This window comes from Salinimicrobium gaetbulicola (assembly GCF_042676025.1).
In the GTDB taxonomy this organism is placed as follows: domain Bacteria; phylum Bacteroidota; class Bacteroidia; order Flavobacteriales; family Flavobacteriaceae; genus Salinimicrobium; species Salinimicrobium gaetbulicola.
In genome coordinates, this window is record NZ_JBHTJP010000032.1 from 686,638 (window position 1) to 701,543 (window position 14,906).

At 41.5% G+C, this 14,906-nt stretch carries 17 protein-coding genes; 8 read left to right on the forward strand and 9 right to left on the reverse strand.

What is annotated here, in order from left to right; all coding sequences use genetic code 11:
* Window positions 1-2 precede the first annotated feature (2 nt).
* Entirely contained in the window at window positions 3-635 is a 633-nt protein-coding gene (locus ACFQ1G_RS04625) for a WbqC family protein (RefSeq protein ID WP_380737102.1), read from the forward strand.
* On the opposite strand, the gene ACFQ1G_RS04630 is transcribed toward ACFQ1G_RS04625, so the two are convergent.
* From ACFQ1G_RS04630 to ACFQ1G_RS04660, 7 genes are all read right to left on the reverse strand, one after another.
* Window positions 627-1,658, reverse strand: coding sequence for an endonuclease/exonuclease/phosphatase family protein (locus ACFQ1G_RS04630; RefSeq protein WP_380737103.1), 1,032 nt, complete (start codon window positions 1,656-1,658; stop codon window positions 627-629). The genes ACFQ1G_RS04625 and ACFQ1G_RS04630 overlap by 9 nt on opposite strands.
* Window positions 1,658-2,569, reverse strand: a complete 912-nt coding sequence (locus tag ACFQ1G_RS04635; protein WP_380737104.1) for a rhomboid family intramembrane serine protease — start codon at window positions 2,567-2,569, stop codon at window positions 1,658-1,660. Before ACFQ1G_RS04635 ends, ACFQ1G_RS04630 begins: the two co-directional genes overlap by 1 nt.
* Window positions 2,569-3,312 carry a rhomboid family intramembrane serine protease gene (locus ACFQ1G_RS04640; RefSeq protein ID WP_380737105.1) on the reverse strand — a complete coding sequence of 248 codons (744 nt, stop codon included), beginning with the start codon at window positions 3,310-3,312 and terminating at the stop codon, window positions 2,569-2,571. Before ACFQ1G_RS04640 ends, ACFQ1G_RS04635 begins: the two co-directional genes overlap by 1 nt.
* Window positions 3,313-5,166: a DNA mismatch repair endonuclease MutL gene (mutL, locus tag ACFQ1G_RS04645; protein ID WP_380737106.1), complete on the reverse strand. Its 1,854-nt coding sequence runs from the start codon at window positions 5,164-5,166 to the stop codon at window positions 3,313-3,315.
* Window positions 5,167-5,460, reverse strand: a complete 294-nt coding sequence (locus ACFQ1G_RS04650; protein WP_380737107.1) for a hypothetical protein — start codon at window positions 5,458-5,460, stop codon at window positions 5,167-5,169.
* A 113-nt stretch (window positions 5,461-5,573) separates the two neighbouring features.
* Window positions 5,574-6,071, reverse strand: a complete 498-nt coding sequence (gene ribH / locus ACFQ1G_RS04655) for a 6,7-dimethyl-8-ribityllumazine synthase (protein WP_380737108.1) — start codon at window positions 6,069-6,071, stop codon at window positions 5,574-5,576.
* Between the two features lie 6 nt (window positions 6,072-6,077).
* The gene (locus ACFQ1G_RS04660; RefSeq protein WP_380737109.1) at window positions 6,078-6,848 is read right to left on the reverse strand and encodes a tetratricopeptide repeat protein; all 771 of its coding nucleotides are present in this window, start codon (window positions 6,846-6,848) and stop codon (window positions 6,078-6,080) included.
* A 149-nt stretch (window positions 6,849-6,997) separates the two neighbouring features.
* On the opposite strand from ACFQ1G_RS04660, the gene recF reads away from it, so the two are divergent.
* From recF to ACFQ1G_RS04675, 3 genes are read left to right on the forward strand one after another with little or no spacing between them, the layout of a single operon-like run.
* The gene (gene recF, locus ACFQ1G_RS04665) at window positions 6,998-8,077 is read left to right on the forward strand and encodes a DNA replication/repair protein RecF (RefSeq protein WP_380737110.1); all 1,080 of its coding nucleotides are present in this window, start codon (window positions 6,998-7,000) and stop codon (window positions 8,075-8,077) included.
* Window positions 8,074-8,508, forward strand: a complete 435-nt coding sequence (locus ACFQ1G_RS04670) for a lipocalin family protein (protein WP_380737111.1) — start codon at window positions 8,074-8,076, stop codon at window positions 8,506-8,508. Before recF ends, ACFQ1G_RS04670 begins: the two co-directional genes overlap by 4 nt.
* Window positions 8,492-8,788, forward strand: a complete 297-nt coding sequence (locus ACFQ1G_RS04675; protein WP_380737112.1) for a DUF721 domain-containing protein — start codon at window positions 8,492-8,494, stop codon at window positions 8,786-8,788. The genes ACFQ1G_RS04670 and ACFQ1G_RS04675 overlap by 17 nt, the downstream gene beginning before the upstream one ends.
* Before the next feature lie 74 nt (window positions 8,789-8,862).
* Here the strand turns inward: ACFQ1G_RS04675 and ACFQ1G_RS04680 are convergent, their stop codons facing one another.
* Entirely contained in the window at window positions 8,863-9,282 is a 420-nt protein-coding gene (locus ACFQ1G_RS04680; RefSeq protein WP_380737113.1) for a nucleoside-diphosphate kinase, read from the reverse strand.
* A gap of 174 nt (window positions 9,283-9,456) precedes the next feature.
* On the opposite strand from ACFQ1G_RS04680, the gene ACFQ1G_RS04685 reads away from it, so the two are divergent.
* From ACFQ1G_RS04685 to ACFQ1G_RS04695, 3 genes are read left to right on the forward strand one after another with little or no spacing between them, the layout of a single operon-like run.
* Complete coding sequence (locus tag ACFQ1G_RS04685; protein ID WP_380738454.1) at window positions 9,457-10,473, forward strand: DHH family phosphoesterase; 1,017 nt, start codon at window positions 9,457-9,459, stop codon at window positions 10,471-10,473.
* Window positions 10,470-11,024 (forward strand): gliding motility-associated peptidyl-prolyl isomerase GldI, encoded by a 555-nt coding sequence (gldI, locus tag ACFQ1G_RS04690; protein ID WP_380737114.1) that lies wholly within the window; start codon window positions 10,470-10,472, stop codon window positions 11,022-11,024. Before ACFQ1G_RS04685 ends, gldI begins: the two co-directional genes overlap by 4 nt.
* 7 nt (window positions 11,025-11,031) lie before the next feature.
* Window positions 11,032-12,150, forward strand: coding sequence for a peptidylprolyl isomerase (locus tag ACFQ1G_RS04695; RefSeq protein WP_380737115.1), 1,119 nt, complete (start codon window positions 11,032-11,034; stop codon window positions 12,148-12,150).
* Window positions 12,151-12,232: 82 nt separating this feature from the next.
* On the opposite strand, the gene ACFQ1G_RS04700 is transcribed toward ACFQ1G_RS04695, so the two are convergent.
* A complete protein-coding gene (locus ACFQ1G_RS04700; RefSeq protein WP_380737116.1) occupies window positions 12,233-13,696 on the reverse strand; it encodes an aminoacyl-histidine dipeptidase in 1,464 nt (487 codons plus the stop codon).
* Between the two features lie 113 nt (window positions 13,697-13,809).
* On the opposite strand from ACFQ1G_RS04700, the gene ACFQ1G_RS04705 reads away from it, so the two are divergent.
* Complete coding sequence (locus tag ACFQ1G_RS04705) at window positions 13,810-14,880, forward strand: DUF3810 domain-containing protein (RefSeq protein WP_380737117.1); 1,071 nt, start codon at window positions 13,810-13,812, stop codon at window positions 14,878-14,880.
* The last annotated feature ends 26 nt before the right edge of the window (window positions 14,881-14,906 follow it).

Consider the following 14,906-nt stretch of genomic DNA (forward strand, 5'->3'; position numbering starts at 1 on the left):
AGATGAATACTGTTCTTTTACATCCCTGTTATTTTGGACCGGTTTCTCAATTTGTCGCTATAGCAAAGGCCGACAACGTGGTCTTTGAAAATGAGGATAATTACCAAAAACAGACATATCGCAACCGCCAGTACATTTATGGCGCAAACGGAAAGCTTTTACTGAATATTCCCATAAAACATTCAGGGAATAAGACCCAACACCAAAAATACAGGGAAGTCAGGATCGAAAATGACTTTGACTGGCAAAAACAACACTGGAGGTCATTGCAGACCGTATATCGCACCTCTCCTTTTTTCGAATTCTATGAAGATGAATTCGAACCGTTATACAGTAAAAAGTATGACTTCCTAATGGAGTTCAATTACGACTGTTTACATACAGTCCTGGAAGCATTACAGCTTGATCTGGACTATTCCAAGACCAGTGAATTCATTTTGAAGCCGGAAGATGTGATAGACGCTCGCTCCCTGGTGCAGGCAAAAGGACGAAAAGAATTCAATTTTGAACCTTATACACAGGTTTTCGACACTAAATTCGGGTACCTCAATAACTTAAGCGTGATCGACCTGATCTTCAATGAGGGACCAAACGCCCTGAACTACCTGGAAAATCAGGAAATAGAATTATTTTAAACTGAAGGTTGCGCTTATTGGAAAGTGATCTGAATAAGGCACTTCATAATCCTCAAATTTCAATACTTCCAGGCTCTCATCGGCCAGGATAAAATCTATACGAAGTGGAAAGAATTTGTAATCGAATGTCCTTCCGAAACCATTCCCGGCTTCTTTGTAGGCATCAAATAAACCTTCAGATTTAAGTTCCCGATAAATATAGGAATACGCGGTATTATTGAAATCTCCCATTAAAACCAAACGGTAGGGACTTGACTTAACTAGGTCTACGACCAGCTCCATTTGTCGCTGCTGCTTGACAAAAGTCTGCCCCATTCCCAAAAACACTCTTTTAGAATGCTCTTTTTCGAGCTTATCCATATTAGGCTTCAAGCTGAAGGACTGCAAATGTACATTTATGACCCTGAGGGTATCATCTCCTTTTACAACATCAGCATAGATCGCATTGTTATTACTTTTGGTAGGAAAATCTAAGGATCCCTGATTGATGATGGGGAATTTAGAAAAGATCGCAAGTCCAAATTCGGCATTTTGATCTTTCTGATTGATGTATTTATAAGGAAAACTGTTTGCAATGTTCAATTCACCCCTGTAATACTCCTGCATGGTAATAATATCAGGATCCTGACCTTTTACAAAACGTGATATTTTCTGTGGAATATCCTTCCGGTCAGCCCAGCCATATTGGTTGAATTGCCGCACATTGTAGGTCAAAACCTTAATTGGATCTGCTTCGGGAGTCACCTCTTCTTCCGAAGAGATCTCATAGATTGATGTAAGATGGTTGAAACCCAGTAAAAGTACGATCAGAGAAAGCAACAACTGTCTTCTTAGCCTAAAAAGCCAAAAGAGAAAAAAGATAAAATTAACCAGCATCAAAAACGGCACTCCAAGGCTAAATACTGATAATAAGGCAAAAGTGCTTGGTGGAATATAAGGAAGTAAATATGAGAATAGCAATGCCACCGCGAAAAGCGAATTCAAAAAGAACAAAAACTTATCGAACCAGTTGAGGCCTCTCATCAATTATCTTTTCCGGCATTAAACAAATAGTCTTTTTCCTGTTTGGTAAGACTATCATAACCGCTTTTACTTATCTTATCAAGGATAGCATCTATCTTCTCCTGCTCTTCCTTCTTATTGCGCTGACTGGTGGTAGTAAATGTCGAGGCAGTTCCTGTCGTATTTTTTCTTCTATGAACGGTCTTGAGATTGCTTTTCCTGGCGGGTTTACTTCCGGAAAAGAGCGATCCAAACCAATCCATCATCCGCTCAAATCCGCTTGCTATATTATTTCCTTTCCCAAGTTGTTTTGCGTAGATATATCCGAAGGCAGCGCCCCCAAGGTGTGCTAAATGACCACCCGGATTACTGATGGGGATCTGAACCACATCAAGTACCACAAAAAAGGCCGCGATCCACCAAAATTTGATACTTCCAATAATGATCAACCTTATTCGCATATGTGGAATATGGGTAGCGATCCCTACCAACACCGCCATTACCGCAGCCGAAGCACCCAGTAAATAAGAACGACCCAGGCCTTGAAAAGCAGGAAAGAGATTATAACTGGCCATATAGACCAACGCCCCAAATATGGCTCCCAAAAAATAGAAATTAAGCAGCTTTTTTGGTGAAAAATAATTCAGAAAATAAATGCCAGCGTAATACAGAATAAGCATATTGGAAAGTATATGCCAAATACCACTATGCAAGAAAGCGTAGGTGATTATCGACCAGGGCTTGAAAAGGAATTCTCCAGGTTCCTTCGGAAAAACGAACCATTCCAAAAGAAAGTCAGATGGTAATTGGAAGAGATAAGCTATGGTCTTAAAAAGGAAAAAAAGTACAAACACAGCAACATTGACCACGATCAACTTCTCTGTGACCGTCGCCGTTTTGAGTTTATACCTAAAGTTTCCGGACCTTCTCATCAATCCCATCTGTTTTGATTAAACTGGTTTTTCTTCCAGTACCACATCATTATAAAACCAAATAGAGCACCTCCCACGTGAGCAAAATGTGCGATACCTCCCCCAAATATAGAATATCCTGTGACACCAGAAAAGAGGTCAAGCGCGATCAAAGCAGGAATAAAAAACTTAGCTTTAATAGGCACGGGAACGAATATCAAAAACAATTCTACATTAGGAAACAACATTCCAAACGCCACTAAAATACCATATATTGCTCCCGAGGCTCCTACCGCAGGAGTATTGTAAGACATATAAAATTCCTGCAGCATGTCTTGTGATACCGAATTCAATATTCCGGTTGAATACTGTCCTGTTTCCAGTAAAGTCTGTATCGCCTGGGTCTCCATCCCCGCATCCAGTAAAGCGTTATAACCTGCCTGATAATGATAAAAATTTACCAGCGTGTGGATGATAGCAGCACCGAATCCTGCGGAAAAATAGAAAAAAATGAACTTGTTCTTGCCCAGCATTTGCTCTATAGGACTACCAAAAGCCCACAAAGCGTACATATTGAAAAGAATATGCATAAAACCGCCATGCATGAACATATGCGTTAGAACCTGCCAAACGCCAAAATTGTCATTCTTAAAGAACCAAAGGGAAAAATACTGATAAGCCTGTTCTCCAATCGCTAGCGTACCTACAAAAAATATGATATTAATGATCAATAAAACCTTTACGGTTTCTGTAATTCTTCCCATTTACATGAATTTTTTATCCAATTCGTCTACAGTTAGCGTAATAAAGATAGGTTTATTATACGGAGATAACGAAGATTCTTTACAGGCAAACAGACTATTAACAATATTTTGTTGTTCTGCGGAATTCAGTACCGTACCTGACTTTACTGCCATTCCTTTAGCCAGGGATTTTGAAAGTACATCTATCTGAGAAAAACTGGCGCCGGGAACCTCATTTTCAAGGTCTGACAATAGTTGTTCCAGCAGAATGTTAACTTCACTCTCAGAAATTTGTGTAGGAATCCCGGTGATCTCCACGGAATCTTTACTGAATTCAGAAAAGATGAACCCGGTTTGCTCCAGGGAGTCTTTTATCTCTTTCAACAGCTCCATTTCATTCGTGGAAAACTGAAGCATAAGTGGAAACAACAACTGCTGACTTACTGCCGAAGTTACCGTTATATTCTTTAGAAGCTCCTCGTAAAGTATTCGGCTGTGAGCACGATGCTGATCAATGACCAGGATCCCGCTTTTTAGCGTGGAAACGATATATTTTTTATTCAGCTGAAAAGTAGTACTTCCTGTATTCTGTTCAGTACTGCTCCCAAAAAGGTTTCCGGTAACCTCATCACTCTCAAATTCAACCTGGCTCATGGCCGAAGCCGCTGTGAAGTCACTTTGCTCCACGTTGGTATACAAAGATTCCCAGCTTCCCGCAGATTTTTCCCTTCTGAAAGAAGGCGCAGAATAGCCTCCAGAACTTTCATTTTTGAAAGGGTTAAAATTAGGGTCCACCTCCACTTTTGGCGGGGTCACTCCCTTTTGGGAAAATTCATAAGGCGTATCTAAGGTTGAATCCCTGTCAAAATCTAAAACAGGAGTTACATTAAATTGCCCCAGGCTGTGTTTGATCGCGCTTCGCAAAATAGTATACAGCGAATGCTCGTCATCAAACTTGATCTCAGTCTTGGTAGGATGTATGTTTATATCAATACTCTTGGGGTCTACCTCCAGGTACAAAAAGTAGCTTGGATAAGCCTTATCCTTCAGTAAACCTTCAAAAGCTGCCACCACGGCATGATTTAAATATGGACTTTTAATGAACCTGTCATTCACAAAAAAGAACTGCTCTCCCCTGCTCTTTTTGGCAAACTCAGGTTTTCCAACAAATCCGTGCACCTTTACGATATCGGTATCTTCCTCAACAGGAACCAGCTTTTCGTTGGTTTTCCCTCCGAAGATATTTACGATTCGCTGACGAAAATTGGTTTCCGGCAGTTGAAATAACTCGCTTCCATTATGAAACAATGAAAACTGAATTGAGGGATGCGCTAACGACACCCTTTGGAATTCGTCAATAATGTGGCGTAACTCAACTGAGTCACTTTTGAGGAAATTTCTTCGGGCAGGGATATTGTAAAAAAGGTTCTTAACACAGAAGGTGGTTCCTTCAGGTGTCACACAGGCTTCCTGGGAAACGACCTCACTGCCCTCAATTTTAATACAGGTACCTATTTCGTCTTCATCACGGCGGGTCTTCAGCTCAACATGGGCGATAGCCGCAATAGAAGCCAGGGCTTCTCCTCGAAATCCTTTTGTCTTTAAACTAAAAAGATCATCGGCGGAATTGATCTTGGAGGTCGCATGTCTTTCAAAACTAAGACGCGCATCGGTAAGGCTCATTCCTTTACCGTTATCGGTAACCTGAATAAGGGTTTTTCCTGCCTCTTTAACAAGTACTTTTATATTGGTCGCGCCGGCATCAATAGAATTCTCAAGCAATTCCTTGATTACAGAAGCCGGTCGCTGTACCACCTCACCTGCTGCAATTTGATTCGCGACATGGTCTGGTAAGAGATGAATAACATCAGTCATTTACTGGGGATTGGTAAAAATAGATAAATCAAAGTCTATGATCCAGAGAAATATAAGAACCAGAATAGCGATAATGATAAGCACCCGCATGTTGATCTCACGGTTGCCGCGGTTCCTGCTGGATTTCCGGGCTTCGGCCCATTGAGATCCAAAATCTATAGCATTGGTAGCTTCCCTGTATTTATGGAATTTGGAATCGAAACTATATATATTACCGGTATCCTTGCCATTATAATAACGAGGAGTGTAATTATAACGCTGATTTTTTCGCTGCTTGTAGAAATTGATCTTCACGCTGGTCTGTCTTTAATTTCCGGAAACTCAAATTTACTTAAAAAGCCTAAGAATTCCGAAGGTTCCTTACGCAAAGTGTTAACCTCAAAAACAGTGCCGTGAGAAAAAGAAGGTTAGATCCTGGCGTCCTTGCGAAGTTGCGCCATTTTAATGGCAGCCACTGCAGCTTCGGCTCCTTTATTACCGTGCTTCCCGCCAGATCTATCAATCGCCTGCTGCATGTTCTGGTCTGTAAGCACACAAAAGATCACAGGAATGTCACTTTGTACGTTCAGATCTTTGATACCCTGGGAAACAGCCTGGCATACAAAATCGAAGTGTTTGGTCTCCCCTTCTATCACGCTGCCAATGGCAATAATTGCGTCGAGCATATCATAGCTCTCCTGCATTTTTTTACACCCGTAGATCAATTCAAAACTACCCGGTACATTCCAACGTTCGATCTTGCGCTCTAAAACGTCATTTTCAAGAAGTACCTTCTTGGCCCCTTCATAAAGACCTTCGGTAATCGTATCGTTCCATTCAGAAACGACGATCCCAAACCTGAATTCCTTCGCGTTTGGGATCGTGTCTTTATCGTATTCTGAAAGATTTTTTCCTTCGGTTGCCATAGTTTCTTATTGCATTGCCTGAGCCTGCCCTAAGTAAACTGCTACCTGATTTGCCTCAGGAGCATCTGGGTACTCATTTTTAATTCTGGTAAGATATTCTTCAGCAGTACTACCTTCTCCTAATTTGATCGCAACCACAGCCGCTTTCATAAGGAATTTTGGAGTTGTGAAGCTGTTATCTCTCATTTTAGCCGCCTCTTCATAGAAATCAAGCGCGTTCTCAGGCTGATCGATCTGCATGAATGCATCCCCGATCGCACCTTTTGCAAGAGGAGCTAATATTTCGTCATCGCTTTTGAAGTCTTCAAGTCTGTCGATAGCTTTATCGTACTGGTTCGTGTTAAGGTAAGCCATCCCCGCATAGTAGTTTGCAAGGTTTCCGGCTTTTGTTCCACCATAGTTCTCAATGATATCTTCAAATCCGAATTTCCCCTGTCCCCCGGTCAATGCCAGATTGTAAAGAGAATCGCTTTGAGCTGAAGATCCAGCTAGTGCAGAATCAAAATACTGCTGTGCCTGGAACATTTCGTTCGCAGCTTCAGCCTCTTTTGGCTCCTGGATGAATTCCTCGTATCCTAGGTATCCAAGGATCACCAATGCCGCAGCACCAATAATAATGAAGATATACTTTTGATTTTTCGCAACCCACTCTTCGGTTTTACTCGCTCCCTCATCAAGGGTGTTAAATACTTCAGCTGTAGTTGATTGATCTTCTACCGAATTTTGCTGTTCTTCTTTGGTATTCGGCTTATATCCTCTTTTCTTGTAAGTTGCCATAAATAAACGTTAATTGAAGGGCAAAAATAGAATATTTCTTTAAAATTAAAAGGGAAATAATTTGTTTATTTATCATAATTTGCACTGCCTAAGGAATGGGAGTTTCCTTAATTTTCTTTTAAAACCATCTTGCTGAACAACAGCTGTTTATGTTTCTAAAATCCTTATCTCTATTAAATTACAAGAATTTTGAATCGGCTACTTTTGAGTTTGACCGAAAAATAAATTGCCTTGTAGGCAATAATGGGATCGGTAAAACGAATATTTTGGATAGTATTTACCATCTATCCTTCGGAAAAAGCTACTTCAACCCTATTACCAGTCAAAACATTCGTCATGACGCCGACTTTTTTGTGATAGAAGGAGAGTTTGAAAAGAACGGACGTGAAGAACAGATTATCGTAAGCGCCAAAAGAGGCCAGAAGAAGATGATCAAACGGAACAATAAACCTTACGAGAAATTCAGCGAACACATTGGGTTTATTCCTACCGTGATCATTTCCCCTGCAGACCGTGACCTTATTATAGAAGGCAGCGAAACCCGCAGAAAGTTCATTGACGGGGTGATCTCGCAGAGTGACAATCAATATCTCATTAGCCTTATCAACTACGGAAAGATCCTGGCCCAGAGAAATTCCCTTTTAAAATACTTTGCCGCAAATCACACTTTTGACCGGGACACACTTTCGGTGTATGACCATCAATTGGAAGAACTGGGTAATACTTTATATAAAAAGAGAAAAGCGTTTTTAGAAGAGTTTATTCCTATTTTTCAGAAGAGATACGCCACTATCAGCAATGAGAAGGAAGAAGTTTCGGTGGTTTATAAAAGTCAGCTGGAGGATGAGCCCTTTAAAAAGCTATTGGAAGATAACCTTCAAAAAGACATGGCGCTGCAGTATACCAGCGTAGGAACCCATAAAGACGACCTGAGCTTTGAGATCGCGGGACATCCTATAAAGAAATTTGGATCACAGGGTCAGCAGAAATCATTTTTGATCGCCCTGAAACTGGCGCAATTCGATTTCATCAAAAACCTAAGTAAGGTCTCCCCTATTCTTTTAATGGATGACATCTTTGACAAGCTGGATGAAAACCGCGTAGCCCACATTGTAGATCTTGTAGCTACAGATGAACTGGGACAGCTTTTTATCAGTGACACCCATGGAGACAGAACTGAGAAAGTGGTAAAACAAACAGGTCAAACCTATAAAATGTTCAGGCTATGAAAAGGTCTTTTTTGATCCTATTTTTAACATGTATTCTACTGGGATGTGATACCCGTTCTCCTGAAGAAAAAATTGAGAACCTCAACGGCTATTGGGAGATCAAACTCGCTGAACTTCCTGAAGGTATCAAAAAGGAATTCCGGTTTAGCGAAATGGTAGATTACATACAGGTGGAAGAAAATGAAGGCTTCCGGAAAAAAGTGAGGCCACAACTGGGCGGAACGTTCATTACTTCTGAAGACCGCGAGAATTTCACCGTGAAGGTTGAAAATGACAGTATTAATTTGTACTATACCACTCCTTTCAATTCATGGAAAGAGACCCTGCTCTCTTCCGAAGAAAACGAAATAAAAATTTTAAACCAGCTGGGGATCATCTACACCTACAAACGATTCACCCCTTATTCAACAGATTATGGCCAAGAGGATTAACGACCACCTGAGTATTAGTGATGCCCTGAAGGAATTTGTGGCAGACAACAAGCTGCAAAAAGGTCTCGACAAGGTAAATGTACGGGATGTTTGGAACAGCCAGATGGGTCCTGCCATTGAAAAATACACTACGGCCATTAAGCTGGAACGGGATACGTTGTATGTGCAATTGAGTTCTTCTGTACTAAGGGAAGAATTGAGCTACGGTAAGGATAAGATCGTAAAAATGCTGAACGAAGAACTGGGAAAAGAGCTGGTGAAAAAGCTCATTTTGAGATAGTATTATTTCAGAGTATTTATAAACGAAAAAACCACCCAAAAAGGTGGTTTTTTTATATCAATTAAGGTCAAACCTTAGAACATTTCTCTTCCTGCAAAGTGGAATTCTCCTTCGATCTTAGCGTTCTCATCGCTGTCACTTCCGTGAACTGCGTTCTCACCAACTGAAGAAGCGTATTTTTTTCTGATAGTACCTTCCGCAGCATCTTCCGGGTTAGTAGCACCAATAAGAGTTCTGAAATCTTCAACTGCATTTTCTTTTTCAAGGATTGCAGCTACTATCGGTCCGCGGGTCATGAATTCAACCAATTCTCCAAAGAAAGGACGCTCACTGTGTACCTCATAGAATTTCTCGGCATCACGACGAGTCATTTGAGTAAGCTTCAATGCTACGATTCTAAATCCTGAAGCAGTGATCTGCTCTAAAATAGCTCCAATGTGTCCTTTTTCAACTGCATCGGGCTTTAACATGGTGAAAGTTCTATTTCCTGCCATTACATCAATTTTAAATTTGGCTGCAAAAATAGTCATTTCAATTCCAATTCCAACAACCTATTGATTATTATATGCTTTTCAGCAGGGTTTTAAAGAAATTCGTTTCCGTTTTCGTTCTTCGGAAATCAATTTCTTCGTTTTTAAATGTTCAAATTATCGGTATCTTCGCCTTCTATGACAAATGAAGATATATCTAAGGTAAAGGAGTTACTGGACTCTCCGAAAAAAGTAGTGATCGTGCCTCACAAGGGCCCAGACGGAGATGCTATGGGATCTACCCTGGCCTTGAAGTTACTGCTGGAAGGCCAGCATCATGAGGTACAATTGATCTCGCCAAATGATTACCCCGATTTCCTTAAATGGATGCCCTACCAGGAAGAGGTAATCATATATGAGAAGGAAAAGGAAAAAAGCGACCAGTATATCAAAGCAGCCGATGTCATCTTCACCCTGGACTTCAATCACCTCTCAAGGGCCGGTGACATGAAGCCTGTTCTGGAAGAAGCCGAAGCAGATTTTATCATGATCGACCACCACCAGCAACCGGACGATTACGCAGTTGTCACTTACAGCGATGTCAGTATGTGCTCTACCGCCCAAATGGTGTATCACTTCATTGAAAATATAGGCTTAAAGGACAGTCTAAATGCCCAGATCGCCACTTGTTTATACACCGGAATCATGACCGACACCGGTTCTTTCAGGTATCGTTCTACTACCAGTCTCACCCATCGTGTGATCGCCGAGTTAATTGAACTGGGCGCAGACAACACCAACATTCATGAGAATGTCTACGATACTAATTCCTACGGAAGGCTGCAGTTGCTGGGACTAGCCCTGCAAAATCTGAAAGTAGTACCAGAACTGAGAACAGCCTACATAGTGCTTACTCAGGAAGAACTGGATAAAAACAACTTTAAAAAAGGAGATACCGAAGGGTTCGTGAACTACGGCCTTTCTTTGGAAGGTACCGTATTCGCTGCTATCTTTATTGAGAACAAAGCTGAAAAGATCGTCAAGATCTCCTTCCGCTCAAAAGGTACATTTTCCGTTAATGATTTCGCCAGGTTACATTTCCAGGGAGGCGGCCATATCAACGCTGCCGGCGGAAAAAGCGACCTGTCACTCGAAGAAACCATTGAGAAATTTATTAGTATCTTACCCGATTACAAAACTAGCTTAGCAAAATGAGGAATTTGATATTCATGTTGTTGGGAATACTGCTGGTAGTTTCCTGTAAATCTCCGGAAGCCAGAAAACCGGTGACCCAAAAATCGGGATCCTATATAAATGAATCTATAGAACGCAATAAAAAGATCGTTGCCGCCGAAGAAAAGCAGATAAAACAGATCATAGAAGAAGATTCTACCCATCAATACATCTCTTCTCCCAACGGTTTCTGGTATTACTACCACACTAAAGACACGACCGGAGCGGCCACTCCTGAATTTGGCGATATTGTGGAGTTCGATTACAATCTTCGCACCCTTGAGGGGCAAAACATCTATTCAAAAGAAGAGCTTCCAACCCGCACTTATGCCATGGATAAAGAAAAATTGTTCAGTGGCTTACGGGAAGGCCTTAAGATCATGAAAGAAGGAGAAACCGTGACTTTCCTTTTCCCTTCTCATAAAGCTTTTGGATATTACGGCGATAAAAAGAAAATTGGGACAAATGTACCGGTGATCTCCACCGTTACTTTAAACAAGATCTCCCAGGAAAATAACAACCCAAACAATTAGAAAAAGAATGAAAAAAATCAGTTTTTTACTTTTATGCAGTGTACTTATGTCTTTCACTGCCTGTAATGAGGAATACCCTGAGCTTGAAGACGGAATGTATGCCGAATTCAAGACCAATAAAGGCAGTTTTATAGCCGAATTATACTACCAGGAAACTCCTATGACCGTAGCCAGTTTTGTTTCCCTTGCCGAAGGTGAGAGCACTATGGTGGATGATGATTACAAGGAGAAGAAGTTCTATAACGGCCTTACTTTTCACAGGATCATTGAAGACTTCATGATCCAGGGAGGCGATCCTACAGGAACCGGCCAGGGAAGCCCGGGATACAAATTCCCTAACGAGATCGTGGATACTTTGACACATTCCTCTAAAGGAATTCTTTCCATGGCAAATTCAGGACCTGACACCAACGGAAGTCAGTTCTTCATCACTCTTAAAGAAACTCCATGGTTAGACGGAATGCACACCGTTTTTGGAAAGGTGGTTAAAGGTCAGGAAGTAGTTGACCAGATTGGGTCAGTGGAAACCGGCCCAGGAGATAAGCCGCTTGAACCGGTAGTAATGGAAGAAGTGAACATTATTAGAAAAGGCGGAGACGCTAAGAAGTTCAAGGCCGCAAATGTTTTAAGCGAGAAACTTCAAAGTTTCAAGGCTGAAGCCGAAGCTAAGGAAAAAGCATTGGGTGAACTAAGACAAGCTACTCAGGCTCGAATGGATTCATTAAAAGCCGAGGCTAAGGAGTTAGAAAGTGGACTTAAGATTACCTTTTTGAAAGAAGGAGACGGACCTGATCCTAAAACAGGTGATACCGTATTGGTGAATTATGAAGGATACCTTAACGACGGGCATCTTTTCGACACCAATCTGGAACCAGTGGCCGAAAAATACGACAACATCAATAAAAAGAGACAGCAAATGGGCGGTTATGCTCCAATGCCGGTTCTTTACAGCCCTGATGCACCTATGATCCCTGGATTCAAAGAAGGGGTGCAGCAAATGAAAGTAGGTGATAAAGCAGTTCTCTTCATTCCTGCTCATCTTGGTTATGGTGAAAGAGGAGCACCACCGGTAATTCCGGCTGGAGCAGATCTAATTTTCGAAATAGAATTGGTGAGCATCAAGTAAGCTCAATTTATCTAAAACTAAAACAGGCTGCCAAAAAAGCATTTTTGGCAGCCTGTTTTTTTTTATCCTGTAATCAGTCTTTCTAATTCTTCTTCGGAATGTTCTTTAGAACTTCCTTCACAAAGACCCAGTACTTCTTAGCCGAAGAAATGCTCGCTCTTTCATCCGGTGAATGCGCTCCTCGAATGGTCGGCCCAAATGAGATCATATCCATTTCAGGATAGTGGTTTCCTAAAATACCGCATTCGAGTCCAGCATGACAAGCAGCGATATCAGCTTTCTCATTGTTCATTTCCTGGTACAATTCATCCAGTACCTTTAGGATGGCAGAATCCATGTTCGGAGCCCATCCCGGGTACGAACCTGATAGCTCAACATCAAAACCTGCCAGCTCAAATCCTGAACGCAAGCTGTTCGCTAAGTCATTCTTTCCAGATTCTACAGAAGATCTTGTAAGGCAAAGGATCTCGATCTTCCCTTCTTTTACAACCACCTTCGCGATGTTGTTAGAAGTCTCCACCAGTCCTTCAATTTCAGGACTCATTCTGTACACCCCGTTGTGAGCCGAATAAATAGCTTTCACTAATAACTCCTGAGCTCCTACTTCCATCACTTTCTTTGGAAGTTCTGTTTCGGTAAGCTCGATCTTCATGTTTGGCTCCAGAGATTTGTATTCCTGTTTGATCTCGTTGATCAGCTTTTCAGAAGTTTCCAGGAAATCCTTTTTTTGAATATCTTCCACAGCAACCACAGCTTCACTTTCACGAGGGATCGCGTTGCGAAGTCCTCCCCCATTGATCTCAGCGATCCTTAATCCGAAGTTTTCAAATCCGTCAAAAAGGATACGGTTCATCAATTTATTGGCATTTCCAAGACCTTTGATAATATCCATTCCGGAGTGTCCACCCTGCAATCCTTTTACAACGATCTTATAGGCTGTTGAATTTTCAGGGGTTTCTTCTTCCTTATAAGTTCTGGCAGCGGTGACATCAACACCTCCTGCACACCCAATTCCAATCTCATCATCTTCTTCGGTATCCAGGTTCAAAAGGATCTCTCCTTTTAGAAGTCCGGGTTTTAGTCCCATTGCCCCGGTCATTCCGGTCTCTTCATCAATGGTGAATAAAGCTTCCAGCTCAGGATGCGCGATCTCATCGCTTTCCAAAATAGCCATCATGGTCGCCACGCCAAGTCCGTTATCGGCACCCAGTGTAGTTCCTTTCGCCTTCACCCAATCTCCTTCCACATACATTTCAATTCCTTGGTTGTCAAAATCGAAATTAGAATCGCTGTTCTTTTGGTGAACCATGTCAAGGTGGGACTGAAGAACCACCGGTTTTCTGTCTTCCATTCCTTTAGTGGCCGGCTTTCTTATGATCACATTGCCCACTTCATCCACAAGTGTTTCAAGACCTAATTTGTTCCCGAAATTTTTCATGAACTCAATTACCCTTTCCTCCTTTTTGGAAGGACGAGGCACAGCATTAAGGTCAGCGAATTTATTCCATAGCGGCTTTGGCTCCAAAGCTCTTATTTCTTCATTCATTTCTAGAGATTTTAGTGTTTCCCACAAAGATAGAAGTTAAAAGGGAAACTACTAAGTGTTTTTCCCTTTCAGAAGGCATTAGGATGGGCAGTCAATTTTCGTATTTTTGAAAGGTGAAGAAAAAATCGGCCCTCATTCTAGCCATGTTACTCCCCGTCCAGATCTTGCTGATTAGGATCCTGGCCATGTACCCTAATTTTGTTGAGAACTGGTACAGTATGGGCATTTATCCTTTTACCTCCTCGCTAATGCGAATGGGACTGGGATTTCTTCCTTTTTCCCTCGGAGACATCCTTTACGGAGTACTTATCATTATGTTGATAAGATGGCTCGTTTTAAGGATTAAGCAAAGATTCAGAAATCCGAAAAGATGGGGACTCGAAGCCCTGGCTACACTCTCCATAATCTATGCTTGTTTCAATATTTTCTGGGGTTTCAATTACTATCGACAGCCGCTGCATCAAACTTTGCAAATAGAGAACGATTATTCCACTGAAGATCTTCATAAACTTACTCTTCACCTGATCGATAGATCCAACAAATTGCATACTTCGATCACAAAAGATGATTCTGTCAAAGTAGATCTTCCGTATTCAAAAGGGGAAATCCTGAACATGACCCGTGACGGGTACCAGAATCTGGAGGAAACTTTTCCTGAACTGGAATATGATCACGAAAGCCTGAAAAGATCAATTTACAGCCTGCCACTCACTTACATGGGTTTCAACGGATATTTGAATCCGCTTACCAACGAAGGACAGGTGAATACCGTTATCGTTCCTTATAAACTTCCAACCACAGCCAGCCATGAAATTGGCCACCAGTTAGGGTTCGCCAAGGAAAATGAAGCTAATTTTTTGGCTTGCCTGGCGACCATGAACCACCCTGACGAGTATTTCAGGTATTCAGGATACACTTTTGCACTCAGTTATTGTCTTAGCGAACTCTATTACCGCGAGCCCGAGCTCACCAATGAACTTATGGAATGCCTTAATTACGGGATCCGACTCAATTACATTGAGGTACGAGAGTTTTGGGAAAAGCACCAAAACCCGATGGAACCTTTATTCATGTACACCTATAACAGCTTTTTAAAGGCCAACAATCAACCTGAAGGCATGAAGAGCTACAGTTATGTAGTGGCACTTTTGGTGAATTATTTCAAGGATCGACAAAATTTGTAATAAGGAATCCGGTTCTTTATTTTTTG

What these genes read in the sequence shown, in the direction of transcription:
- ACFQ1G_RS04625 (WP_380737102.1), top strand. Translation starts at nt 3, where the DNA reads ATGAATACTGTTCTTTTACATCCCTGTTATTTTGGACCGGTTTCTCAA.
- ACFQ1G_RS04630 (WP_380737103.1), bottom strand. Translation starts at nt 1,658, where the DNA reads ATGAGAGGCCTCAACTGGTTCGATAAGTTTTTGTTCTTTTTGAATTCG.
- ACFQ1G_RS04635 (WP_380737104.1), bottom strand. Translation starts at nt 2,569, where the DNA reads ATGAGAAGGTCCGGAAACTTTAGGTATAAACTCAAAACGGCGACGGTC.
- ACFQ1G_RS04640 (WP_380737105.1), bottom strand. Translation starts at nt 3,312, where the DNA reads ATGGGAAGAATTACAGAAACCGTAAAGGTTTTATTGATCATTAATATC.
- mutL (WP_380737106.1), bottom strand. Translation starts at nt 5,166, where the DNA reads ATGACTGATGTTATTCATCTCTTACCAGACCATGTCGCGAATCAAATT.
- ribH (WP_380737108.1), bottom strand. Translation starts at nt 6,071, where the DNA reads ATGGCAACCGAAGGAAAAAATCTTTCAGAATACGATAAAGACACGATC.
- ACFQ1G_RS04660 (WP_380737109.1), bottom strand. Translation starts at nt 6,848, where the DNA reads ATGGCAACTTACAAGAAAAGAGGATATAAGCCGAATACCAAAGAAGAA.
- recF (WP_380737110.1), top strand. Translation starts at nt 6,998, where the DNA reads ATGTTTCTAAAATCCTTATCTCTATTAAATTACAAGAATTTTGAATCG.
- ACFQ1G_RS04670 (WP_380737111.1), top strand. Translation starts at nt 8,074, where the DNA reads ATGAAAAGGTCTTTTTTGATCCTATTTTTAACATGTATTCTACTGGGA.
- ACFQ1G_RS04675 (WP_380737112.1), top strand. Translation starts at nt 8,492, where the DNA reads ATGGCCAAGAGGATTAACGACCACCTGAGTATTAGTGATGCCCTGAAG.
- ACFQ1G_RS04680 (WP_380737113.1), bottom strand. Translation starts at nt 9,282, where the DNA reads ATGGCAGGAAATAGAACTTTCACCATGTTAAAGCCCGATGCAGTTGAA.
- ACFQ1G_RS04685 (WP_380738454.1), top strand. Translation starts at nt 9,457, where the DNA reads ATGACAAATGAAGATATATCTAAGGTAAAGGAGTTACTGGACTCTCCG.
- gldI (WP_380737114.1), top strand. Translation starts at nt 10,470, where the DNA reads ATGAGGAATTTGATATTCATGTTGTTGGGAATACTGCTGGTAGTTTCC.
- ACFQ1G_RS04695 (WP_380737115.1), top strand. Translation starts at nt 11,032, where the DNA reads ATGAAAAAAATCAGTTTTTTACTTTTATGCAGTGTACTTATGTCTTTC.
- ACFQ1G_RS04700 (WP_380737116.1), bottom strand. Translation starts at nt 13,696, where the DNA reads ATGAATGAAGAAATAAGAGCTTTGGAGCCAAAGCCGCTATGGAATAAA.